A 21984-nucleotide genomic window follows, 5' to 3' on the forward strand; every position below is an offset into this window, starting at 1 on the left:
GCGATCCTTCTGTTGTTAGCCTTCGTCTTTCTTGTCGTCAACCAGCGGGCTGGCGTCGTGCTCGGCGATAATCTCTTCCTGCGGCAGCGGTGCCGGTTCTGCATTCGGCGTCACGAAGGTTTCGGTAGAGATTGCCAGAGGCTGGCCCAGCTTAGTGACTGACAGACTTTCGAGCTGTTCAGCCAGCTTCACTTTGCCCGGCGCAAACAGGTTGATCACGGTTGAGCCCAGCTTAAAGCGACCCATCTCCTGACCTTTCAGCAGGGCCACAGAGCCTTCCGCTTCACCGGCAGGCCAGGTCCAGCGCTTGATCACGCCTTCGCGAGGTGGGGTGATGGTGCCAGCCCAGACGGTTTCGATGCTGCCTACAATGGTCGCACCCACCAGAATCTGCGCCATTGGGCCAAATTCAGTATCAAACAGGCAAATGACGCGCTCGTTACGGGCAAACAGGTTCGGAACGTTCTGCGCGGTCAGGTGGTTGACGGAGAACAGGTCGCCCGGGACGTAGATCATCTCGCGCAGGATACCGTTACACGGCATGTGCACGCGGTGGTAGTCGCGCGGTGACAGATAGGTGGTGGCAAACGTACCGTTACGGAACAGATCCGCCATCAGGTAGTTACCCGCCAGCAGCGCTTCCAGGCTGTAGTTATGGCCTTTCGCCTGCAGGATTTTGTCGTCTTCGATATCACCCAACTGGCTAATTACGCCGTCTGCTGGCATCACAAGGACGTTAGGGTCGGTGTTCAGCGGGCGAACTTCGTCACGCAGCGGGCGCACGAAGAATTCGTTGAAGGTGCGGTAGCTGGCGGTGTCCGGCTTCTGCGCCTCTTTCATATCGACCTTGTAATATTTTACGAAAAGGTCGATGACCAGTTTGGTCAGCCAGCCCGCGCGTTTGCTTGCGCCCCAGCCCGCCAGGCGAGTGAGCCACAGTTTTGGCAGAATGTATTGAAGCGAAAGTTTAAATGCGTTTAACAAGGTAGCCTCCAGGCCATTGTTTTGTCGTTCCTGATCCGGCGTTAAGCCGCCGGAACCTGAAAAAAGGGGACGATTTTAGCGATGCTTAGCTTAGTTGTCAGTTATCAGAATCAGAAAAGTTTTTACGCGTTTTTACGTCTTCCATGCTCTCAAGAATACGGTGGTAGTTCTCAAAGCGAGTTTCCGCAATTTCACCGTTCTCAACCGCTTCACGGATAGCGCAGCCCGGGTCGTTATCGTGTTTACAGTCGCGGTATTTGCAAGCGCCTAAATAGTCATGGAATTCGACAAACCCGTTGAAGATTTGTTCCGGCTCGAGATGCCACAAGCCGAACTCACGCACGCCAGGGGAGTCGATCACGTCGCCGCCGTGTGGGAAGTGATACAGACGCGAGGCGGTGGTGGTGTGCTGCCCCAGGCCCGAGACGTTGGACACATCGTTAGTCAGGATCTCTTGCTGGAGGCCGAGCAGATTATTCAGCAGGCTTGATTTACCCACGCCGGACTGGCCCGCAAAGATGCTGATACGGTCGGTCAATGCCTCTTCTAACGGCTTAAGGCCATCTTTAGTGTGGCTGGAGACCATCAGCACGCGATAACCAATTTTGCGGTAGATATCCATCTGCTCATTCACGAAGGCCATGCCGTCGTCATCCAGCAGATCGATTTTATTCAGCACGATGATAGGTTCAACCTGCAGCGTTTCACACGCGACGAGATAACGGTCGATAATATTGAGCGAGAGCTCGGGTAAAATCGCCGAAACGATAACGATCTGGTTGATATTGGCGGCAATAGGCTTAACCCCGTCGTAGAAATCTGGACGGGTGAGCACCGACGTGCGTTCGTGCACGGCTTCAACGATACCCTTCACCGTTACGCCTTCAGCGGCTTCTTTACCCGGACGCCAGACCACGCGATCGCCGGTAACAAGTGAACGGATGGTGCGGCGGATATTACAACGGTGTATATCCCCGTCGGCGGATTCGACATCGGCATGCATACCAAAGCGGCTGATTACGACGCCTTCTGTCGCTTCGCCAAACAGGTTGTCGTCATAATCCGGCTTCTCCGAAGTGGTTTTAAGACGGCGCTGGTGATTGGCGTTTACGCGGCGCTGCTGCCCTTTGGAGAGTTTATTTTTACTCAATCGCGCTGGCTCCTGGTCGCCCATGATGGGCAAAACCTCTATGATACACTCTAATTAATACTAGTTAACCTGCTACTGCTGGTTATGCGAGAAGGGTGGAAAATAACATGAGCGCGGATGAAAACAACCTGATTTGGATCGATCTTGAAATGACCGGGCTGGATCCCGAGCGCGATCGCATTATTGAAATTGCAACGCTGGTCACCGATGCCAACCTGAATATCCTGGCGGAAGGACCAACGATTGCGGTGCATCAGTCAGACGATCAGCTTGCGCTGATGGATGAGTGGAACGTGCGTACCCACACCGGCAGTGGTCTGGTGGAACGCGTGAAGGCAAGCACCATGGGTGACCGCGAGGCGGAACTGGCGACGCTTGAGTTCCTGAAACAGTGGGTTCCGGCAGGCAAATCACCTATCTGCGGTAATAGCATCGGCCAGGATCGCCGTTTCCTGTTTAAGTATATGCCGGAGCTGGAGTCTTACTTCCATTATCGTTATCTGGATGTCAGCACCCTGAAAGAGCTGGCGCGCCGCTGGAAACCTGAAATCCTGGATGGCTTTAAAAAGCAGGGGACGCACCAGGCAATGGACGATATCCGTGAGTCCGTGGCGGAGCTTTCGTACTACCGCGAAAACTTTATTAAGCTGTGATTTTGCGACCAGGTGCCTTGCGTGAGCGTAAGTTTGACGCTAAATTGTGCAGCTTGCCGATTAAATAAGCACTTGAACTGAATTTCGAAAAAATCGCTTTAAGGGGGGTTGCAGCTAAACGGATTTCTCGTATAATGCGCCTCCCGTAACGACAGAGAATTACACGTTACGACAGCAACAAAAGCAGTGCAGATTTGCGGGAATAGCTCAGTTGGTAGAGCACGACCTTGCCAAGGTCGGGGTCGCGAGTTCGAGTCTCGTTTCCCGCTCCAAAATTTGAAAGTATCGTAAGATACGCACAGCACCAGAACACCCAAGCGGGAATAGCTCAGTTGGTAGAGCACGACCTTGCCAAGGTCGGGGTCGCGAGTTCGAGTCTCGTTTCCCGCTCCAAAATTTGAAAGTGCTTCCACAGCACGGACCACCCAAGCGGGAATAGCTCAGTTGGTAGAGCACGACCTTGCCAAGGTCGGGGTCGCGAGTTCGAGTCTCGTTTCCCGCTCCAAATTCTTCTTTATCTATAAAATATCCACAGCGAAAAGATTCACTGGGGACGTTTTCTATTGCATCTGAAATACTCTTGTAAACAGAGTTATCCACAGAAACTGCGCTTTAGCGGAACAGGACCAAAACTTAGCAGGGTGAATAGTATCTTTGTATTTCCTTGTATTTTAAGTATAAATTTTCATTTCAAAATGTTATCGAGATCACTTGATCTCTTCTCAAGCCCAGATAGCGCTTGAGTTTGTAATTTTATTCACAGGCTGTGAATAGTTCAGGCATCCCGCGTAAGCCCTTTCTCTATCACTCTCACCAGACGCTGTTTCTTCGGTAGCTGCACCTCCACCACGCAGGCATTACGCTTCTCGATTTGCTGCGCAATCGCCCATTCTATGTGTTCATCAAGAAGTGGGTGCTCACCTCTGCGGCTTTCAAGCGCCCGGATATTCGCTTCCTCCCACGGAGCATTCCCCAGCGCAACGGCAACATTACGCAGCCAGCGCAGATGACCGATGCGGCGAATGGCCGAACCTTCCGTCACTTTCAGGAACCAGGCTTCGGTCCAGGCGAACAGTTCAATGAGCTGCGGCGCATGCAGCGCCTTACGCGGGCTGAAATCCTCTTCATCCGTGAGCTGCGAATAGCGGTTCCACGGGCAAATGAGCTGGCAGTCGTCACAGCCGTAGATCCGGTTTCCGATAAGCGGTCGAAATTCTTCAGGGATCGCCCCTTCCAGTTCGATGGTGAGGTAAGAGATACAGCGTCGTGCATCAACGGAATAGGGCTCAACGATGGCACCCGTCGGACAGATGGTCATGCAGGCCACGCAGCGTCCGCAGCCTTCCTCTACCGGGCCGTCTACCGGCAGCGGTAAATCAATCAGCAGTTCACCCAGGAAGAAGAACGATCCGGCGTCGCGGCTAAGGATAAGTGAGTGCTTACCTGTCCAGCCAAGCCCGGCTTTTTCAGCGATCGGGCGCTCAAGAATGGGCGCAGAGTCGACAAAGGGTCTAAAATTCAGCGAAACACAGTGCTGCTGAATAGTTTCCCCGAGTTTTTTTAAGCGGTTACGCAAGAGCTTATGGTAATCACGCCCCAGGGCGTACCGGCTGACGTAACCCAGAGAGGGGTTTTTTAGCGTGCGCGCAAAGGCCGCGTTGGCGGGCAGGTAGTTCATGCGCACGCTGATGACGCGTAACGTGCCCGGCAAAAGCTCGTGTGGACGGGCGCGCATCATGCCATGACGCGCCATCCATTCCATTTCGCCGTGGTATTGTTTATCCAGCCAGTCCTGCAGTTTCGGCTCGCTGGCGGAGAGGTCGGTATCGGTAATACCCACTTTCTGGAAGCCGAGCTCAGCACCCCACTGTTTAATTTTTTGCGCTAACTGATTGAGATCGAGGGGCTGTGACATGACGGACCATACGGTGAAGAAAAACCCCGCAAGTATACCACATTCCATCTGGCATGCGGACGCGCTCCGGCATGCCGAAAAAGAGGCTGCGGACAGTCTCGGCATCACCCTTTATGAACTGATGCAGCGCGCAGGAGAGGCGGCGTTTAACGTTGCCGGCGGCGCGTACCCGCAGGCCGTTCACTGGCTGGTGTTATGCGGGCACGGCAATAACGGCGGAGACGGCTACGTCGTTGCCCGTCTTGCGGTTGCAGCAGGTCTGCGCGTTACGTTACTGGCTCTTGAGAGTGATAAGCCGCTGCCGGAGGAGGCCAGCGCGGCGCGAGACGCATGGCTGAATGCAGGCGGTGTGATTCACGCGGCTGATATCGTCTGGCCAGAGGATGTTGATCTGATTGTTGATGGCCTGCTCGGCACCGGCCTGCGCAGCGCGCCTCGCGAGAACATTGCCGCGCTCATTGCACGCGCTAACAGGCATTCCGCGCCGGTGGTCGCGCTGGATATTCCGTCGGGCCTGGTAGCACAAACGGGGGCGACGCCGGGCGCGGTGATTCAGGCTGCGCATACGGTAACCTTCATCGCCCTGAAGCCGGGTTTACTGACCGGCAAAGCGCGGGATGTGGTCGGCGCGTTGCACCACGCTGCGCTGGGGCTTGAGAGCTGGCTGGCCGGGCAGGATACGCACTTCGCGCGGTTTGATGCGTCGCAGCTTGCCGAGTGGCTTCCGCCCCGACGTCCGACGTCCCACAAAGGCGATCACGGCAAGCTGGTGATTGTTGGCGGTGACCAGGGCACGGCGGGCGCTATCCGCATGGCCGGTGAAGCGGCATTGCGAAGCGGGGCCGGTTTAGTGCGAGTACTCACTCGCACTGAGAATATTGCGCCCATAATCACCGCCCGACCGGAACTGATGGTCCATGAGCTTACGCTTCCGACCCTTGAGGAAAGCCTTGAATGGGCGGATGTGGTCGTCATTGGGCCTGGGCTAGGGCAGCAGGCGTGGGGTAAACAGGCCCTGCAAAAGGTCGAGAATTTTCGTAAACCGATGCTGTGGGATGCCGACGCGCTGAACCTTCTGGCAATCAATCCGGATAAGCGTCACAATCGCATTCTGACGCCACACCCCGGCGAAGCCGCGCGGCTGCTTAACTGCAGCGTGGCAGAAATTGAAAGCGATCGCTTACTTTCTGCTCAGCGTCTGGTAAAACGTTACGGAGGTGTTGCTGTTTTGAAAGGGGCAGGAACCGTTGTCGCCAGCGATGAGGCACAGGGCATTATTGATGCCGGAAATGTGGGCATGGCGAGTGGCGGAATGGGCGACGTGCTTTCCGGTATCATTGGCGCGTTGCTTGGACAGAAACTTCCCCTTTATGATGCAGCCTGTGCGGGCTGCGTGGCCCACGGCGCCGCGGCAGATACACTGGCTGCGCGTTACGGTACACGCGGTATGCTGGCCACCGATCTCTTTTGCACGCTGCGGCGTGTTGTTAACCCGGATGTGATTGACGTAGAAAATGACTAATCGAGCGATTCTTTTACCTGATGAACAAGCCACTTTAGAACTCGGGAAGCGCGTGGCGCAGGCCTGTCAGGGGGCAACCGTCATTTATCTGTATGGTGATTTAGGTGCGGGTAAAACCACCTTCAGCCGGGGTTTTTTGCAGGCGTTAGGGCATAACGGGAATGTGAAAAGCCCAACCTACACGCTGGTAGAACCGTACACCCTTGAAAATCTTATGGTGTACCACTTCGATTTATACCGCCTTGCGGATCCTGAGGAGCTGGAATTTATGGGGATCCGTGATTATTTTGCCAATGATGCCATCTGCCTGGTGGAGTGGCCGCAACAAGGTGCGGGTGTGTTGCCTGACCCGGATGTCGAAATTCACTTAGATTACCAGGCACAAGGGCGTGAGGCACGCATCAGTGCAGTTTCCTCATCAGGCAGTTCCTTACTGGCCCGTCTGGCCGGTTAAGCGTAGGGATGACGGGATGATAAATCGCGTTAAAGGTTGGTTGTTGGCTGCCACGGTGCTGCTGTGCGCGCAGGCCGGGGCCGCAAACCTCTCAGATATTCAGGTATCAAACGGCGAAAGCCAGGCCCGGATCACGTTCAGCTTTATGGGCGATCCTGAATATTCGTTCTCACAGCCAGACAGCCACAGCGTGGCGCTGGATATCAAACAGACGGGCGTGATCCAGGGGCTGCCGCTGCGCTTCAGCGGTAACAACCTGGTGAAAAGCATCCGTTCGGGAACGCCGCAGGATAGCCAGTCGTTACGCCTGGTGGTCGATCTGACCGAAAAGGGTAAAACGAAGGCGGTGAAGCAGCAAAACGGGGCGAACTATACGGTGGTCTTTACGATCAATGCCGACGCGCCGCCACCGCCTCCACCGCCGCCGGTCGTCGCGAAGCGCGTGGAAGAACCGGTGTATACGCCGCGTCCTTCTGAACCTGCGCGTAATCCGTTTAAATCGCAGAACGATCGCATTACGGCGGCAACCAGCAGCAATACGGTGACGCGTCCGGCGGCCAGCGCGCGACGCGCGACGGTCAGCGGCGACAAGGTGATTATCGCTATTGATGCGGGTCACGGCGGGGAAGATCCGGGGGCGATTGGCCCGGGCGGCACGCGGGAGAAAAACGTCACAATCGCGGTGGCCCGCAAGCTCAGGGCGCTGTTAAACGACGATCCGATGTTTAAAGGCGTGTTAACCCGCGACGGGGATTACTTTATCTCCGTAATGGGACGCTCGGACGTGGCGCGTAAGCAAAACGCAAACTTCCTGGTCTCCATCCATGCGGATGCCGCACCGAATCGTAGCGCGACCGGCGCCTCGGTTTGGGTGCTGTCGAACCGTCGCGCCAACAGCGAAATGGCAAACTGGCTTGAAGAGCATGAGAAACAGTCTGAACTGCTGGGCGGTGCGGGTGATGTGCTGGCTAACAGCCAGTCTGACCCGTATCTCAGCCAGGCGGTGCTGGATTTACAGTTCGGTCATTCCCAGCGCGTCGGGTATGATGTCGCCACCAACGTACTGAACCAGCTGCAGGGCATCGGGGCATTGCACAAGCGCCGTCCGGAGCATGCGAGCCTGGGAGTTCTGCGTTCGCCGGATATTCCATCGATCCTCGTGGAAACGGGATTTATCAGCAATAACAGTGAAGAGCGTTTGTTGGGCAGCGACAGCTATCAGCAACAAATTGCCGAAGCGATTTATAACGGCTTGCGCAAATATTTTGAGGCGCATCCTCTGCAGTCCGCGCCGCAGGGCGGAGCAGCCCAGACGGCCAGTGCCGCGCTGCCGGGCGAGATGACAGCGACAAACTAAGGAGAATTCATGCCGATTCAGGTTCTACCGCCGCAGCTTGCGAACCAAATCGCCGCCGGCGAGGTGGTGGAACGCCCTGCGTCGGTGGTGAAGGAGCTGGTGGAAAACAGCCTTGATGCGGGCGCGACCCGCATCGATATTGATATCGAACGCGGCGGTGCGAAGCTTATTCGCATTCGCGACAACGGGTGCGGTATTAAAAAAGACGAGCTGGCGCTGGCGCTGGCGCGCCACGCCACCAGCAAAATTGCCTCTCTGGATGACCTGGAAGCAATCATTAGCCTCGGTTTTCGCGGTGAAGCGCTGGCCAGTATCAGCTCGGTTTCGCGCTTAACGCTGACCTCCCGCACCGCTGAACAGCAGGAAGCCTGGCAGGCTTACGCCGAAGGGCGCGATATGGATGTGACGGTCAAACCCGCGGCGCATCCTGTCGGTACGACGCTGGAAGTCCTGGATCTTTTCTACAACACTCCCGCCCGACGCAAGTTTATGCGTACCGAAAAAACCGAATTCGGCCATATCGACGAGATCATACGTCGCATCGCGCTGGCGCGTTTCGATGTCACCATTAACCTCAGCCACAACGGCAAGGTGATGCGCCAGTATCGCGCGGTGGCAGAAGGTGGGCAGAAAGAGCGTCGTTTGGGGGCAATCTGCGGTACGCCGTTCCTGGAACAGGCGCTGGCCATTGAGTGGCGGCATGGCGATCTGGCGCTGCGCGGATGGGTGGCTGACCCGAACGCCAGCAGCGCGGCGTTCGCGGAGATTCAGTATTGCTACGTGAACGGACGCATGATGCGCGACCGTCTTATTAACCACGCCATTCGCCAGGCCTGCGAAGACAAGCTCGGGGCCGATCAGCAACCCGCTTTCGTGCTGTATCTGGAGATCGACCCGCATCAGGTCGATGTGAACGTTCATCCCGCCAAGCATGAAGTGCGGTTCCACCAGTCGCGGCTGGTGCATGATTTTATCTATCAGGGCGTGCTGAGCGTGCTGCAACAGCGGGTTGACGCCACGTTGCCGCTGGAAAACGCAGAGCCTGCGCCGCGCCCGTTCCCGGAAAACCGCGTCGCTGCGGGCCGTAACCATTTTGCTGAGCCTGCTGCCGCGCGTGAGCCGGAAGCCCCGCGTTTCTCCTCGGCAGGGGCCGCACCGCGCCCGACGGGAGCGAACTATCCGAATGCCCAGCCTGGCTATCAAAAGCAGCAGGGGACGTTGTATCGCAAACTGCTGGAAACGCCGGCCGTGGAGCGTAAAGAGCCCATCCCGGTATCGCCGCCGTCGCTGGACGGTCACAGCCAGAGTTTTGGCCGCGTACTGACGATTATTGCGCCGGATATGGCGCTGCTTGAACGTGACGGTAAGTTGATGCTTCTGGCACTGCCGGTCGCTGAACGCTGGCTCAAACAGGTGCAGCTCACGCCTGGCGAAAATGCCGCCTGTGCGCAGCCGCTGTTAATTCCGGTTCGTCTGAAAATATCCCCTGATGAAACAAGGGTGTTGCAGCGCGCCGAGCCGCAGCTGGCGCAAATGGGTATAGAAATGGTGCTCGAACCACAACATGTGACAATTCGTGCAGTGCCTTTACCCTTACGCCAACAAAATTTACAAAACTTGATTCCTGAACTGATAGGCTACCTGGCGCAGCAAACGTCGTTTGATGCCGCTAACACCGCGCAGTGGATCGCCCGCCACCTGGCAAGCGAACACGCGCCGTGGAGTATGGCACAGGCCATTAGCGTGCTGGCGGAGGTGGAACGCCTCTGTCCGCATCTGGTGAAGACACCGCCGGGTGGATTATTACAACCTGTTGATTTACAAACGGCGATGAACGCCCTGAAACATGATTGACGTAAGTAAGGCGAGCCTGCCTAAGGCAATTTTTTTAATGGGCCCAACGGCCTCTGGCAAAACGGCGCTAGCCATTGAGTTGCGTAAAGTTTTGCCTGTAGAGTTGATTAGCGTCGACTCCGCCCTCATCTACCGAGGGATGGACATCGGCACGGCGAAGCCTGACGCAGAAGAGCTGCGCGCGGCACCGCACCGTTTGCTGGATATTCTCGACCCGGCTCAGGCCTACTCCGCAGCGGATTTCCGCCGGGATGCCTTAGCCGAGATGGCCGAGATAACGGCGGCGGGACGTATACCGCTGTTGGTTGGCGGAACCATGCTCTATTTCAAGGCGTTGCTGGAGGGGCTTTCTCCTCTGCCATCAGCGGACCCGGAAGTAAGAGCAAAAATTGAGCAGCAGGCGGCAGAGCAGGGTTGGGACGTTTTGCATAAGCAACTGGCGGAGATTGACCCGGTTGCGGCAGCGCGAATCCATCCAAATGATCCGCAAAGGCTTTCCCGGGCACTGGAAGTTTTTTTCATTTCGGGTAAAACTTTAACGGAACTGACGCAAACGTCAGGAGACGCTCTGCCGTATCAGGTGCATCAGTTCGCCATCGCCCCGGCGAGCCGTGAACTGCTCCATCAGCGAATTGAGCAGCGTTTTCATCAGATGTTAGCTTCAGATTTTGAAGCAGAAGTGCGGGCGCTATTTGCCCGTGGAGATTTGCATACGGACATGCCTTCCATTCGTTGTGTGGGATACCGCCAGATGTGGTCGTATCTTGAAGGTGAGATTTCATACGATGAAATGGTTTATCGAGGTGTTTGCGCCACGAGACAGTTAGCGAAGCGCCAGATCACCTGGTTGCGCGGTTGGGAGGGGGTTCACTGGTTAGACAGTGAAAAACCACAACAGGCGTTAAACGAAGTGATTGAGGTTGTTGGTGATATCGCTCACTGAATGTGTACAATTGAGTCGTATCGTGCGCAATTTTTCAGAATCGCAAGGTTCTAAGTACAAAACAAGCATATAAGGAAAAGATAGAATGGCTAAGGGGCAATCTTTACAAGATCCGTTCCTGAACGCATTGCGTCGGGAACGTGTTCCAGTTTCTATTTATTTGGTGAATGGTATTAAGCTGCAAGGTCAGATTGAGTCTTTCGATCAGTTTGTGATCCTGTTGAAAAACACGGTCAGCCAGATGGTTTACAAGCACGCTATTTCTACTGTTGTTCCGTCTCGTCCGGTCTCTCATCACAGCAATAACGCTGGCGGCGGCACTGGTAGTAACTACCATCATGGCAGCAACGCGCAGGGCTCTTCTACGCCAGCGCAGGACAGCGAAGACACCGAGTAAGGTTTCGCGCTGTTATCCACACGGGGAGCCAGCGATCCTGCGTTCCCCGCTGATCTTTTTTGAGGATTTTACGCTTGTTTGACCGTTATGATGCCGGTGAGCAGGCGGTGCTGGTACACATCTATTTTTCGCAAGACAAAGATATGGAAGACCTCCAGGAGTTTGAATCTCTGGTCTCTTCCGCCGGTGTCGAAGCAATGCAGGTGATTACCGGTAGCCGTAAAGCGCCGCACCCAAAGTATTTTGTTGGTGAAGGTAAAGCAGTTGAAATTGCGGATGCCGTAAAAGCAACCGGCGCGTCAGTCGTGCTGTTTGACCATGCGCTGTCTCCGGCTCAGGAACGTAACCTGGAACGTCTTTGCGAATGCCGTGTTATCGATCGCACGGGTTTGATTTTAGATATTTTTGCTCAGCGTGCACGTACCCACGAAGGTAAGCTGCAGGTTGAGCTGGCGCAGTTGCGCCATCTGGCGACGCGGCTTGTGCGTGGCTGGACCCACCTTGAAAGACAGAAAGGCGGGATTGGTTTGCGCGGTCCGGGTGAGACCCAGCTCGAAACCGACCGTCGTTTGCTGCGTGGCCGTATTACCCAGATCCTCTCACGTCTGGAACGCGTTGAGAAACAGCGTGAGCAAGGGCGCCGCGCGCGCTCAAAAGCCGACATCCCGACGGTGTCGCTGGTGGGGTATACCAACGCCGGTAAGTCCACCCTGTTTAACCAGATTACTGAGGCCCAGGTGTATGCCGCAGACCAGCTGTTTGCGACCCTGGACCCAACGCTGCGTCGTATCGACGTTGCGGACGTCGGTGAGACGGTGCTGGCGGATACCGTAGGGTTTATCCGCCATCTGCCGCATGACCTGGTCGCGGCGTTTAAAGCGACCCTGCAGGAGACGCGACAGGCGACCCTGCTGGTACACGTGATTGACGCTGCAGACGTCCGCGTGCAGGAGAACATCGACGCGGTAAACGTGGTGCTCGAAGAGATCGACGCCCACGAGATCCCAACTCTGTTGGTGATGAACAAGATCGATATGCTGGAGGATTTCGAGCCGCGTATCGACCGAGATGAAGAGAACAAACCGATTCGGGTCTGGCTTTCTGCCCAGTCCGGTATTGGTGTGCCACTGCTTTTCCAGGCTTTGACAGAACGTCTTTCCGGTGAGGTAGCCCAGCACACGCTGCGATTGCCGCCACAGGAAGGCAGGCTGCGCAGCCGGTTTTATCAGCTTCAGGCGATAGAAAAAGAGTGGATGGAGGATGACGGCAGCGTGGGGATGCAGGTGCGTATGCCGATCGTTGACTGGCGTCGCCTCTGTAAACAAGAACCTGCGCTGGTCGACTATATCGTCTGATCAGAAAGGGGATGCCTGAATAATTCGCCCTTGCATAACAAATATGGAGCATATACATGGCGTGGAATCAGCCCGGTAATAACGGACAGGACCGCGACCCGTGGGGAAGCAGCAATAATCAAGGCGGCAACTCTGGGGGAAATGGCAACAAAGGTGGTCGCGAGCAGGGGCCGCCGGATCTGGATGATATCTTCCGCAAGCTAAGCAAGAAGCTTGGTGGTCTTGGCGGAGGTAAAGGCTCTGGCTCAGGTGGAAATTCCACCCAGGGGCCGCGCCCGCAAATGGGTGGCCGCGTGGTGGGCATTGTTGCCGCTGCCGTGGTAATCATCTGGGCTGCTACCGGGTTCTACACCATTAAAGAAGCGGAACGCGGCGTCGTTACGCGTTTTGGTAAGTTCAGCCATCTGGTTGAGCCGGGCCTGAACTGGAAGCCGACCTTCATTGACGACGTGACCGCGGTAAACGTGGAATCTGTCCGTGAACTGGCGGCATCGGGTGTGATGCTGACGTCTGATGAGAACGTGGTGCGCGTTGAGATGAACGTGCAGTACCGTGTTACCGATCCTGAACGTTATCTGTTTAGCGTGACCAGCGCCGATGACAGTCTGCGCCAGGCGACCGATAGCGCCCTGCGCGGGGTGATCGGTAAATACACCATGGACCGTATTCTGACCGAAGGTCGTACCGTTATTCGTAGCGATACCCAGCGTGAGCTGGAAGAGACCATTCGTCCGTACAACATGGGTATTACCCTGCTGGACGTTAACTTCCAGGCCGCTCGTCCGCCGGAAGAGGTGAAAGCCGCGTTTGATGACGCGATTGCTGCCCGTGAAAACGAACAGCAGTACATCCGTGAAGCGGAAGCGTACACCAACGAAGTTCAGCCGCGTGCTAACGGTCAGGCGCAGCGTATTCTTGAGGAAGCGCGCGCGTACAAGACCCAGACCATCCTGGAAGCCCAGGGTGAAGTGGCGCGTTTCGCGAAGATCCTGCCGGAATATAAAGCGGCTCCGGAAATTACCCGCGAGCGTCTCTATATCGAGACCATGGAAAAAGTGCTCAGCCACACGCGTAAAGTGCTGGTTAACGACAGCAAAGGTGGAAACCTGATGGTGCTGCCGTTGGATCAGATGCTGAAAGGCGGTTCTGCACCAGCTGCGAAAGACACCAGCGGTGCGAATAACCTACTGCGTCTGCCACCAGCCTCTTCAGGCAGCGCCAGCGCGAACACAACGCCTTCTTCGAACGATGGTGACATTATGGACCAACGCCGTGCTAACGCGCAGCGTAACGACTACCAGCGTCAGGGGGAATAAGGATGCGTAAGTCAGTTATTGCGATCATCGTCATCGTACTGGTCGTGCTGTATACCTCGATCTTTGTGGTGAAAGAAGGCGAGCGTGGGATCAAATTCCAGTTCAGCAGCGTCGTCCGTGACGGTGACAAGCGTCCGGTGATTTATGAGCCGGGTCTGCACTTCAAGGTGCCGTTCATTCAGTCGGTGAAAACGCTCGATGCGCGTATCCAGACGATGGATAACCAGGCCGACCGTTTCGTAACGAAAGAGAAGAAAGACCTGATCGTTGATTCCTATATCAAATGGCGCATCAGTGATTTCAGCCGTTACTTCCTGGCGACAGGCGGCGGCGACGTTTCTCAGGCGGAAGTGTTGTTGAAACGTAAGTTCTCTGACCGTCTGCGCTCTGAGATTGGTCGTCTGGATGTGAAAGATATCGTCACCGACTCCCGCGGTCGTCTGACGCTGGAAGTGCGTGATGCGCTGAACTCCGGTACAGCGGGCACGGAAGACGAAGTCTCAACGCCGGCTGCAGATGATGCGATTGCCAAAGCGGCAGAACGCGTTCAGGCTGAAACCAACGGCAAAGTGCCGGTGATCAACCCGAACAGTATGGCCGCGCTGGGTATCGAAGTGGTTGACGTGCGTATCAAGCAGATCAACCTGCCGGTGGAAGTGTCCGAGGCGATTTACAACCGTATGCGCGCCGAGCGTGAAGCGGTCGCCCGTCGTCACCGTTCACAGGGTCAGGAAGAGGCTGAGAAGCTGCGTGCCGCAGCGGATTACGAAGTCACCAAGACGCTGGCAGAATCTGAGCGTCAGGGCCGTATTCTGCGCGGTGAAGGTGATGCGGAAGCCGCGAAGCTGTTCGCTGATGCCTTCAGCCAGGATCCCGACTTCTACGCCTTTATCCGTAGCCTGCGCGCCTATGAGAATAGCTTCCAGAGCAACCAGGATGTGATGGTGCTCAGCCCGGACAGCGATTTCTTCCGTTATATGAAGACGCCGACTAACGCAACGCGATAAACTCAGGCTCGTTTGAGTATTCAAACCACCGCTCCCAACGGAGCGGTGGTTTTCTTTTATAAGGATTAAAAATGAATTCAACGATCTGGCTGGCACTGGCGCTCGTTTTAGTCCTGGAAGGACTGGGTCCGATGCTTTATCCGCGCGCGTGGCGTCGTATGATCGCCACAATGAGCCAACTTCCGGATAATATTTTGCGTCGTTTTGGCGGCGGTCTTGTGGTTGCTGGCATCGTTATCTACTACATGTTGAGGAAAACGATTGGCTGATCAAAAAGTGGTCGGATTTGGCGTGCTTTGAGGTCAAAAAGTGCTGTATATCTGAAAAAGCGATGGTAGAATCCATTTTTAAGCAAACGGTGATTTTGAAAAAAATGGGTAACAACGTCGTCGTACTGGGCACCCAATGGGGTGACGAAGGTAAAGGGAAGATTGTTGATCTTCTGACTGAACGGGCTAAATATGTTGTACGCTACCAGGGCGGTCACAACGCAGGCCATACTCTCGTAATCAACGGTGAAAAAACCGTCCTCCATCTGATTCCATCAGGCATTCTTCGCGAAAACGTCACCAGCATCATCGGTAACGGCGTTGTGCTGTCTCCAGCTGCGCTGATGAAAGAGATGAAAGGTCTGGAAGACCGTGGTATCCCTGTTCGTGAGCGTCTGCTGCTCTCTGAAGCCTGCCCGCTGATCCTGGATTATCACGTGGCGCTGGACGTTGCGCGTGAAAAAGCACGCGGCGCGAAAGCGATCGGTACCACCGGTCGTGGTATCGGCCCGGCTTATGAAGATAAAGTTGCACGTCGCGGTCTGCGCGTGGGTGACCTCTTCGACAAAGCAACTTTTGCTGAAAAACTGAAAGAAGTGATGGAATATCACAACTTCCAGCTGGTGAATTTCTACAAAGCTGACGCTGTTGACTACCAGAAAGTGCTGGATGACGTCATGGCGATTGCAGACATTCTGACCGGTATGGTTGTTGATGTATCCGATCTGCTGGACCAGGCGCGCAAGCGTGGCGATTTCGTCATGTTTGAAGGTGCGCAGGGTACGCTGCTGGACATCGACCACGGTACCTATCCGTACGTAACCTCTTCTAACACCACCGCAGGTGGCGTGGCGACCGGCTCTGGCCTGGGTCCACGCTATGTGAACTACGTTCTGGGCATCATCAAAGCGTACTCCACTCGCGTGGGTGCGGGTCCATTCCCGACCGAGCTGTTTGATGAAACCGGCGAGTTCCTGTGCAAGCAGGGTAACGAGTTTGGCGCGACCACCGGTCGTCGTCGTCGTACCGGCTGGCTGGATGCGGTTGCCGTGCGTCGTGCAGTGCAGATTAACTCCCTGTCTGGCTTCTGCCTGACCAAGCTGGACGTACTGGACGGCCTGAAAGAAGTGAAAATCTGCGTAGGCTACCGTATGCCAGATGGCCGCGAAGTGACCACCACTCCGCTGGCAGCTGACGACTGGGAAGGCATCGAGCCAATCTACGAAACCATGCCGGGCTGGTCTGAGACCACCTTCGGTGTGAAAGAGCGTAGCGGCCTGCCTCAGGCGGCGCTGGATTACATCAAGCGCATTGAAGAACTGACCGAAGTGCCGATCGACATTATCTCAACCGGCCCGGATCGTACTGAAACGATGATTCTGCGCGACCCGTTCGACGCATAATCTTCGTGAATGCTGGCCTGCGGGGTGACCCGTAGGCCGGATAAGCGTAGCGCCATCCGGCGACCGCTCCTGGATCTCCGCTTTTTCGCCCCGTCTGTCAAATAAATTAGCCGCCAACTATCTGGCTGGTTTATCATCATTAATGAATATCTCTGCGGTTTGTCCGCGATTTCCCTTTTTCCTGAGGTTGATGTGCAGTTAACAAGTTTCACCGATTACGGCTTACGTGCGCTGATCTATATGGCGTCGTTACCCGATGGGAAAATGACCAGTATCTCTGAAGTGACAGAGGTCTACGGCGTATCCCGTAATCATATGGTCAAAATAATCAATCAACTTAGCCGTGCCGGATACGTTGCTGCCGTCCGCGGGAAGAATGGTGGGATCCGTCTCGGTAAACCGGCACAGAGTATTCGTGTTGGCGATGTGGTACGTGAACTGGAACCGCTATCTCTGGTGAACTGCAGCAGCGAATTCTGCCACATTACGCCCGCTTGTCGCCTGAAACAGGCGCTTTCTAAGGCCGTGCAAAGTTTTCTCATGGAACTGGATAACTACACGCTGGCCGATTTGGTTGAAGAGAATCAACCGCTTTATAAATTATTGCTGGTGGAATGAAGAAAATTTCCACCGGAGCTGACAACGGAGGAACCGACATGTCACACGATCCTTTCCAGGAACGCGAAGCCGAAAAATACGCGAATCCTATCCCCAGCCGCGAGTTCATCATTGAACACTTAACAAAACGCGAAAAACCCGCCAATCGTGAAGAACTTGCCGTTGAATTAAACATTGAAGGTGAAGAGCAAATTGAAGCCCTTCGCCGCCGCCTGCGCGCAATGGAACGCGACGGGCAGCTGGTCTTTACCCGCCGCCAGTGCTACGCGCTGCCAGAACGCCTCGATCTGCTGAAAGGGACCGTTATTGGTCACCGCGATGGCTTCGGCTTCCTGCGCGTTGAAGGGCGTAAAGACGATCTGTACCTTTCATCTGAACAGATGAAAATGTGCATCCACGGTGACCAGATCCTGGCACAGCCGCTGGGCGCCGACCGTAAAGGCCGCCGCGAAGCGCGCGTGGTGCGTGTGCTGGTGCCAAAAACCAGCCAGATTGTTGGCCGCTACTTTACTGACGCGGGCGTGGGCTTCGTGGTGCCGGACGACAGCCGTCTGAGCTTCGACATCCTGATCCCACCTGAAGAGGTAATGGGTGCCCGCATGGGCTTTGTGGTGGTGGTGGAACTCACCCAGCGCCCAACCCGTCGCACCAAGGCGGTAGGTAAAATCGTCGAAGTACTGGGCGATAATATGGGCACCACGATGGCCGTTGATATGGCGCTGCGTACCCATGAAATTCCATATGTCTGGCCGAAAGCGGTTGAAGAGCAGATCGAAAGCCTGCGTGAAGAAGTGCCGGAAGAGTCCAAAGTGGGCCGCGTGGATCTCCGCTCCCTGCCGCTGGTCACGATCGATGGTGAAGACGCCCGCGACTTCGATGACGCCGTCTACTGCGAGAAAAAACGCGGCGGCGGCTGGCGTCTGTGGGTGGCTATTGCGGACGTCAGCTACTACGTCCGTCCGCATACCCCGCTGGATAACGAAGCGCGCAGCCGTGGCACCTCAGTGTACTTCCCGTCGCAGGTTGTCCCTATGCTGCCGGAAGTGCTGTCTAACGGCCTGTGCTCCCTGAACCCGCAGGTTGACCGTCTCTGCATGGTTTGTGAGATGACCATCTCCACCAAAGGGCGCTTAACGGGCTACAAGTTCTACGAAGCGGTAATGAGCTCGCACGCGCGTCTGACCTATACCAAGGTCTGGCATATGCTGCAGGGCGACCAGGAGCTTCGCGAGCAGTATGCGCCGCTGGTCAAACATATTGAAGAGCTGCATAACCTCTACAAAACGCTGGACCAGGCGCGCGAAGAGCGCGGCGGGATCTCGTTTGAGAGCGAAGAGGCGAAGTTTATCTTCAACGCTGAACGCCGCATTGAGCGTATCGAACAGACCCAGCGTAACGATGCGCACAAGCTCATCGAAGAGTGTATGATCCTGGCGAATATCTCGGCGGCACGCTTCGTCGAAAAAGCCAAAGAACCGGCGCTGTTCCGTATTCACGATAAGCCGACCACGGAAGCCATTACGTCGTTCCGCTCCGTGCTGGCCGAACTCGGTCTGGAGCTGCCGGGCGGCAACAAGCCAGAGCCGCGCGATTACGCCGAGCTGCTGGAGTCCATTAGCGATCGTCCGGATGCAGAAATGCTGCAGACGATGCTGCTGCGCTCAATGAAGCAGGCGATTTACGATCCGGAAAACCGCGGCCACTTTGGCCTGGCGCTGCAGTCTTACGCCCACTTTACGTCGCCGATCCGTCGTTACCCTGACCTCTCCCTGCACCGCGCGATCAAGTATCTGCTGGCGCAGGAGCAGGGCCACAAAGGGAACACCACCGAAACCGGTGGCTACCACTATTCGATGGAAGAGATGCTGCAGCTGGGTCAGCATTGCTCCATGGCCGAACGTCGTGCCGATGAAGCCACTCGTGACGTGGCGGACTGGCTGAAGTGTGACTTTATGCTGGACCAGGTCGGTAACGTCTTCAAAGGCGTGATTGCCAGCGTGACCGGCTTTGGTTTCTTCGTTCGTCTGGACGAGCTGTTTATCGACGGTCTGGTGCACGTTTCCAGCCTGGATAACGACTATTATCGCTTCGACCAGGTCGGCCAGCGCCTGATTGGTGAATCCGGCGGCCAGACCTATCGTCTGGGCGACCGTGTGGAAGTGAAGGTCGAGGCCGTGAATATGGACGACCGTAAAATCGACTTCAGCCTGATCTCCAGCGAACGCGCGCCGCGTAACGTCGGTAAAACCGAGCGTGAAAGGGCGAAAAAAACCGGTAACGGTAAACCGGGCGGCAGTAAACGTCGTCAGGCGGGCAAGAAGGTAAACTTCGAGCCGGACAGCGCCTTCCGCGGCGAGAAGAAGCAAAAGCCGAAGGCGGCGAAGAAAGAAGCTCGTTCAGCGAAAAAGCCTTCTGCTAAGACCCAGAAAATCGCTGCCGCCACCAAAGCCAAGCGCGCGGCCAAGAAAAAGCAGGCGGAGTAATTTTCCCCTCACCCTGACCCTCTCCCCACCAGGGAGAGGGGTAATATTTATTACGAGAACCATCAATGAGTGAAATGATTTACGGCATCCACGCGGTGCAGGCCCTGCTGGAGCGCGCACCGGAGCGTTTTCAGGAAGTGTTTATTCTGAAAGGGCGTGAAGACAAGCGTCTGATGCCGCTGATCCACGCGCTGGAAGCGCAGGGCGTGGTGATCCAGCTGGCAAATCGCCAGTTCCTGGATGAGAAAAGTGAAGGCGCGGTTCACCAGGGGATTATCGCCCGCGTGAAGCCGGGCCGTCAGTATCAGGAAAACGATCTGCCGGATCTGATCGCCGAACTGGAGAATCCGTTCTTCCTGATCCTCGATGGCGTAACCGATCCGCACAACCTCGGCGCGTGTCTGCGCAGCGCGGATGCGGCGGGCGTGCATGCGGTGATCGTGCCGAAAGATCGTTCTGCACAGCTGAATGCGACGGCGAAGAAAGTGGCCTGCGGCGCGGCGGAAAACGTTCCGCTGATCCGCGTGACCAACCTGGCGCGCACCATGCGTCTGCTGCAGGAAGAGAACATCTGGATCGTCGGTACCGCCGGTGAAGCGGATCATACCCTGTATCAGAGCAAAATGACCGGCCGCCTGGCGCTGGTGATGGGGGCTGAAGGTGAAGGTATGCGTCGCTTGACGCGTGAGCACTGCGATGAGCTGATCAGCATCCCGATGGCGGGCAGCGTGTCGTCCCTGAACGTTTCCGTTGCGACGGGCATCTGCCTGTTTGAAGCGGTGCGTCAGCGGGGATAGCCTGTTGTGCCGGGTGGCGGCTTCGCCTTACCCGGCCTACAAAGGCACGGTACCGTAGGCCCGGTAAGCGCAGCGCCACCGGGCATTAACCTCACTCCTCTAACGACCGCAAATGGTCATCCTTCCTCAGCGTCAACAGCGCGACAATACTCACTACCGCCGTCGCCATCACGTAATACGCCGGAATATCCAGGTTCCCCGTCTGCTTAATCAGCCCGGTAATGATTAGCCCCGCACATCCCGAGAAAATCGCGTTCGACAAAGAGTAGGCCAGCCCCAGCCCCGTATAGCGCACGCGAGTCGGGAACATCTCAGATAGCATTGCCGGGCCCGGCCCCGCCAGCATTCCCACCAGACCACCGGCAATCAATACCACGACCGCTTTCACCGCCAGCGTGCTGGACTCCGCCTGCAAAATTTTCAGCAGCGGCAGGGCGAGGAGCAGCAGCAGTACGGTAGCGATAATCATCACCGTACGGCGGCCAATCCTGTCACTCAGGATCCCTGACGGGATAATCGTTAGCGCAAAACCAATGTTCGATATCACCGCTATCAGCAGCGCCTGGTTAAACCCGGTGTGCAGCGCTGACTGCAGATAGGTCGGCATAATGACCAGATAGGTATACCCCGCCGCGGACCAGACCATTACGCGGCCAATCCCCATCATGATGGCTTTGACCGTGGCGACGGTATCCGCCTGAGCAACGAGCGATTTTTCCTGCTGCTGCACAAAGCTTGGCGTCTCCTCCATACTGACACGCAGCCACAGCGCCACAACGCCCATGGGCAGCGCCAGGAAGAACGGAATGCGCCAGCCCCAGTCATGCAATGCCTCAGGCGTGAGGAGGACGGAGAGCAGCGCCACGATGCCTGCGCCCGCTAACAAGCCCAGCGCCACGGTAAAGGACTGCCACGCGCCATACAGGCCGCGCTTGCCGCGTGGGGCAAATTCCGTCATCAGCGAGACCGCACCGCCGTACTCGCCGCCCGCGAACAACCCCTGCAGGATACGCAGCAGCGTGATAATCAGCGGCGCAGCGATACCGATGCTGGCGTAGACCGGCACAAGACCGATGGCGGCGGTAGCGAGCGTCATCAGCACCAGCACAATAATCAGCGTCGGTTTTCGGCCGATGCGGTCACCGATGCGGCCAAACACTACCGCACCCAGCGGACGGAAGAAGAAAGCGATGGCAAATGAGGCGTAGGTAAGGATCAGGCTGGTGAGCCCCGCTTCCCCTTCAAGCTGGAAGAAATTCTTCGCAATGACGGTCGCCAGAAAACCGTAGACCGCAAACTCATACCACTCGATAAAGTTACCAATGGAGCCTGCAATTAATGCTCGTTTGTGCGCGTCCGGTTGCATAACTTTCCTCACTGAAAGGGGGAGAGAATAAATTATTCAACAAAGCCGAAGGGATGAAATAGTTTATTCTTATGTTCTGTGAGCCATTTCACGAATGATATCAGCGGGATCGCCACTGTGTGACGTCACTCCCATGCAGCG

General features: G+C 56.1%; 19 protein-coding genes and 3 tRNA genes. 18 read left to right on the plus strand and 4 right to left on the minus strand.

The genetic code is table 11. The features are described 5' to 3' along the window. Window positions 1-15: 15 nt before the first annotated feature. Both asd and rsgA read right to left on the minus strand, forming a co-directional pair. Window positions 16-984 (minus strand): archaetidylserine decarboxylase, encoded by a 969-nt coding sequence (gene asd / locus ACWHWP_RS02310; protein WP_063957348.1) that lies wholly within the window; start codon window positions 982-984, stop codon window positions 16-18. 97 nt (window positions 985-1081) lie between these two features. Further along, window positions 1082-2134, minus strand: a complete 1053-nt coding sequence (gene rsgA, locus ACWHWP_RS02315; protein WP_010427739.1) for a small ribosomal subunit biogenesis GTPase RsgA — start codon at window positions 2132-2134, stop codon at window positions 1082-1084. Window positions 2135-2241: 107 nt separating this feature from the next. Between rsgA and orn the strand changes: the two genes are divergently transcribed. The 4 genes from orn (at window position 2242) to ACWHWP_RS02335 (ending at window position 3292) form a co-directional block, all read left to right on the plus strand. Further along, a complete protein-coding gene (gene orn, locus ACWHWP_RS02320) occupies window positions 2242-2787 on the plus strand; it encodes an oligoribonuclease (protein WP_008502926.1) in 546 nt (181 codons plus the stop codon). Window positions 2788-2983: 196 nt separating this feature from the next. Continuing rightward, a tRNA-Gly gene (locus ACWHWP_RS02325) sits at window positions 2984-3059 on the plus strand. Between the two features lie 45 nt (window positions 3060-3104). Then, window positions 3105-3180: transfer RNA gene (locus tag ACWHWP_RS02330), tRNA-Gly, on the plus strand. 36 nt (window positions 3181-3216) lie between these two features. After that, a tRNA-Gly gene (locus ACWHWP_RS02335) sits at window positions 3217-3292 on the plus strand. A gap of 270 nt (window positions 3293-3562) precedes the next feature. Here ACWHWP_RS02335 and queG read toward each other — a convergent pair. Continuing rightward, a complete protein-coding gene (queG, locus tag ACWHWP_RS02340; RefSeq protein WP_447854988.1) occupies window positions 3563-4702 on the minus strand; it encodes a tRNA epoxyqueuosine(34) reductase QueG in 1140 nt (379 codons plus the stop codon). Here queG and nnr point away from each other — a divergent pair. From nnr to rlmB, 14 genes are all read left to right on the plus strand, one after another. After that, on the plus strand, window positions 4701-6224 hold the full coding sequence (gene nnr, locus ACWHWP_RS02345) for a bifunctional ADP-dependent NAD(P)H-hydrate dehydratase/NAD(P)H-hydrate epimerase (RefSeq protein WP_447854989.1): 1524 nt from the start codon (window positions 4701-4703) through the stop codon (window positions 6222-6224). The genes queG and nnr overlap by 2 nt on opposite strands. Next, window positions 6217-6678 carry a tRNA (adenosine(37)-N6)-threonylcarbamoyltransferase complex ATPase subunit type 1 TsaE gene (gene tsaE / locus ACWHWP_RS02350; protein ID WP_047346117.1) on the plus strand — a complete coding sequence of 154 codons (462 nt, stop codon included), beginning with the start codon at window positions 6217-6219 and terminating at the stop codon, window positions 6676-6678. Before nnr ends, tsaE begins: the two co-directional genes overlap by 8 nt. A 16-nt stretch (window positions 6679-6694) precedes the next feature. Further along, entirely contained in the window at window positions 6695-8035 is a 1341-nt protein-coding gene (amiB, locus tag ACWHWP_RS02355) for an N-acetylmuramoyl-L-alanine amidase AmiB (RefSeq protein ID WP_252000893.1), read from the plus strand. A gap of 9 nt (window positions 8036-8044) precedes the next feature. After that, a complete protein-coding gene (gene mutL / locus ACWHWP_RS02360; RefSeq protein ID WP_063430453.1) occupies window positions 8045-9889 on the plus strand; it encodes a DNA mismatch repair endonuclease MutL in 1845 nt (614 codons plus the stop codon). Then, window positions 9882-10832: a tRNA (adenosine(37)-N6)-dimethylallyltransferase MiaA gene (gene miaA, locus ACWHWP_RS02365; protein WP_059311858.1), complete on the plus strand. Its 951-nt coding sequence runs from the start codon at window positions 9882-9884 to the stop codon at window positions 10830-10832. The genes mutL and miaA overlap by 8 nt, the downstream gene beginning before the upstream one ends. An 85-nt stretch (window positions 10833-10917) precedes the next feature. After that, window positions 10918-11229, plus strand: a complete 312-nt coding sequence (gene hfq, locus ACWHWP_RS02370) for an RNA chaperone Hfq (RefSeq protein WP_047346121.1) — start codon at window positions 10918-10920, stop codon at window positions 11227-11229. A 74-nt stretch (window positions 11230-11303) separates the two neighbouring features. After that, entirely contained in the window at window positions 11304-12584 is a 1281-nt protein-coding gene (gene hflX / locus ACWHWP_RS02375) for a ribosome rescue GTPase HflX (protein WP_047346122.1), read from the plus strand. Window positions 12585-12640: 56 nt separating this feature from the next. After that, window positions 12641-13900, plus strand: coding sequence for an FtsH protease activity modulator HflK (gene hflK, locus ACWHWP_RS02380; protein ID WP_047346123.1), 1260 nt, complete (start codon window positions 12641-12643; stop codon window positions 13898-13900). A 2-nt stretch (window positions 13901-13902) separates the two neighbouring features. Then, entirely contained in the window at window positions 13903-14907 is a 1005-nt protein-coding gene (gene hflC, locus ACWHWP_RS02385) for a protease modulator HflC (protein WP_059311860.1), read from the plus strand. A 71-nt stretch (window positions 14908-14978) separates the two neighbouring features. Continuing rightward, on the plus strand, window positions 14979-15176 hold the full coding sequence (locus ACWHWP_RS02390; RefSeq protein ID WP_003855996.1) for a DUF2065 domain-containing protein: 198 nt from the start codon (window positions 14979-14981) through the stop codon (window positions 15174-15176). A 104-nt stretch (window positions 15177-15280) separates the two neighbouring features. Next, a complete protein-coding gene (locus tag ACWHWP_RS02395) occupies window positions 15281-16579 on the plus strand; it encodes an adenylosuccinate synthase (RefSeq protein ID WP_047346433.1) in 1299 nt (432 codons plus the stop codon). 192 nt (window positions 16580-16771) lie between these two features. Continuing rightward, the gene (gene nsrR / locus ACWHWP_RS02400; protein WP_010427492.1) at window positions 16772-17197 is read left to right on the plus strand and encodes a nitric oxide-sensing transcriptional repressor NsrR; all 426 of its coding nucleotides are present in this window, start codon (window positions 16772-16774) and stop codon (window positions 17195-17197) included. A 38-nt stretch (window positions 17198-17235) separates the two neighbouring features. Beyond that, complete coding sequence (gene rnr, locus ACWHWP_RS02405) at window positions 17236-19680, plus strand: ribonuclease R (protein ID WP_447854991.1); 2445 nt, start codon at window positions 17236-17238, stop codon at window positions 19678-19680. Window positions 19681-19745: 65 nt separating this feature from the next. Then, a complete protein-coding gene (gene rlmB / locus ACWHWP_RS02410) occupies window positions 19746-20477 on the plus strand; it encodes a 23S rRNA (guanosine(2251)-2'-O)-methyltransferase RlmB (RefSeq protein ID WP_021240712.1) in 732 nt (243 codons plus the stop codon). A 91-nt stretch (window positions 20478-20568) separates the two neighbouring features. Here the strand turns inward: rlmB and ACWHWP_RS02415 are convergent, their stop codons facing one another. Then, window positions 20569-21843: an MFS transporter gene (locus ACWHWP_RS02415; protein ID WP_447854992.1), complete on the minus strand. Its 1275-nt coding sequence runs from the start codon at window positions 21841-21843 to the stop codon at window positions 20569-20571. Between the last annotated feature and the right edge of the window lie 141 nt (window positions 21844-21984).

This window comes from Enterobacter sp. WI-ESBL-E8, from assembly GCF_053364895.1.

What these genes read in the sequence shown, in the direction of transcription:
- queG (WP_447854988.1), bottom strand. Translation starts at nt 4,702, where the DNA reads ATGTCACAGCCCCTCGATCTCAATCAGTTAGCGCAAAAAATTAAACAG.
- ACWHWP_RS02395 (WP_047346433.1), top strand. Translation starts at nt 15,281, where the DNA reads ATGGGTAACAACGTCGTCGTACTGGGCACCCAATGGGGTGACGAAGGT.
- nnr (WP_447854989.1), top strand. Translation starts at nt 4,701, where the DNA reads ATGACGGACCATACGGTGAAGAAAAACCCCGCAAGTATACCACATTCC.
- ACWHWP_RS02415 (WP_447854992.1), bottom strand. Translation starts at nt 21,843, where the DNA reads ATGCAACCGGACGCGCACAAACGAGCATTAATTGCAGGCTCCATTGGT.
- miaA (WP_059311858.1), top strand. Translation starts at nt 9,882, where the DNA reads ATGATTGACGTAAGTAAGGCGAGCCTGCCTAAGGCAATTTTTTTAATG.
- mutL (WP_063430453.1), top strand. Translation starts at nt 8,045, where the DNA reads ATGCCGATTCAGGTTCTACCGCCGCAGCTTGCGAACCAAATCGCCGCC.
- hflC (WP_059311860.1), top strand. Translation starts at nt 13,903, where the DNA reads ATGCGTAAGTCAGTTATTGCGATCATCGTCATCGTACTGGTCGTGCTG.
- amiB (WP_252000893.1), top strand. Translation starts at nt 6,695, where the DNA reads ATGATAAATCGCGTTAAAGGTTGGTTGTTGGCTGCCACGGTGCTGCTG.
- ACWHWP_RS02390 (WP_003855996.1), top strand. Translation starts at nt 14,979, where the DNA reads ATGAATTCAACGATCTGGCTGGCACTGGCGCTCGTTTTAGTCCTGGAA.
- orn (WP_008502926.1), top strand. Translation starts at nt 2,242, where the DNA reads ATGAGCGCGGATGAAAACAACCTGATTTGGATCGATCTTGAAATGACC.
- hflK (WP_047346123.1), top strand. Translation starts at nt 12,641, where the DNA reads ATGGCGTGGAATCAGCCCGGTAATAACGGACAGGACCGCGACCCGTGG.
- rnr (WP_447854991.1), top strand. Translation starts at nt 17,236, where the DNA reads ATGTCACACGATCCTTTCCAGGAACGCGAAGCCGAAAAATACGCGAAT.
- tsaE (WP_047346117.1), top strand. Translation starts at nt 6,217, where the DNA reads ATGACTAATCGAGCGATTCTTTTACCTGATGAACAAGCCACTTTAGAA.
- rlmB (WP_021240712.1), top strand. Translation starts at nt 19,746, where the DNA reads ATGAGTGAAATGATTTACGGCATCCACGCGGTGCAGGCCCTGCTGGAG.
- hfq (WP_047346121.1), top strand. Translation starts at nt 10,918, where the DNA reads ATGGCTAAGGGGCAATCTTTACAAGATCCGTTCCTGAACGCATTGCGT.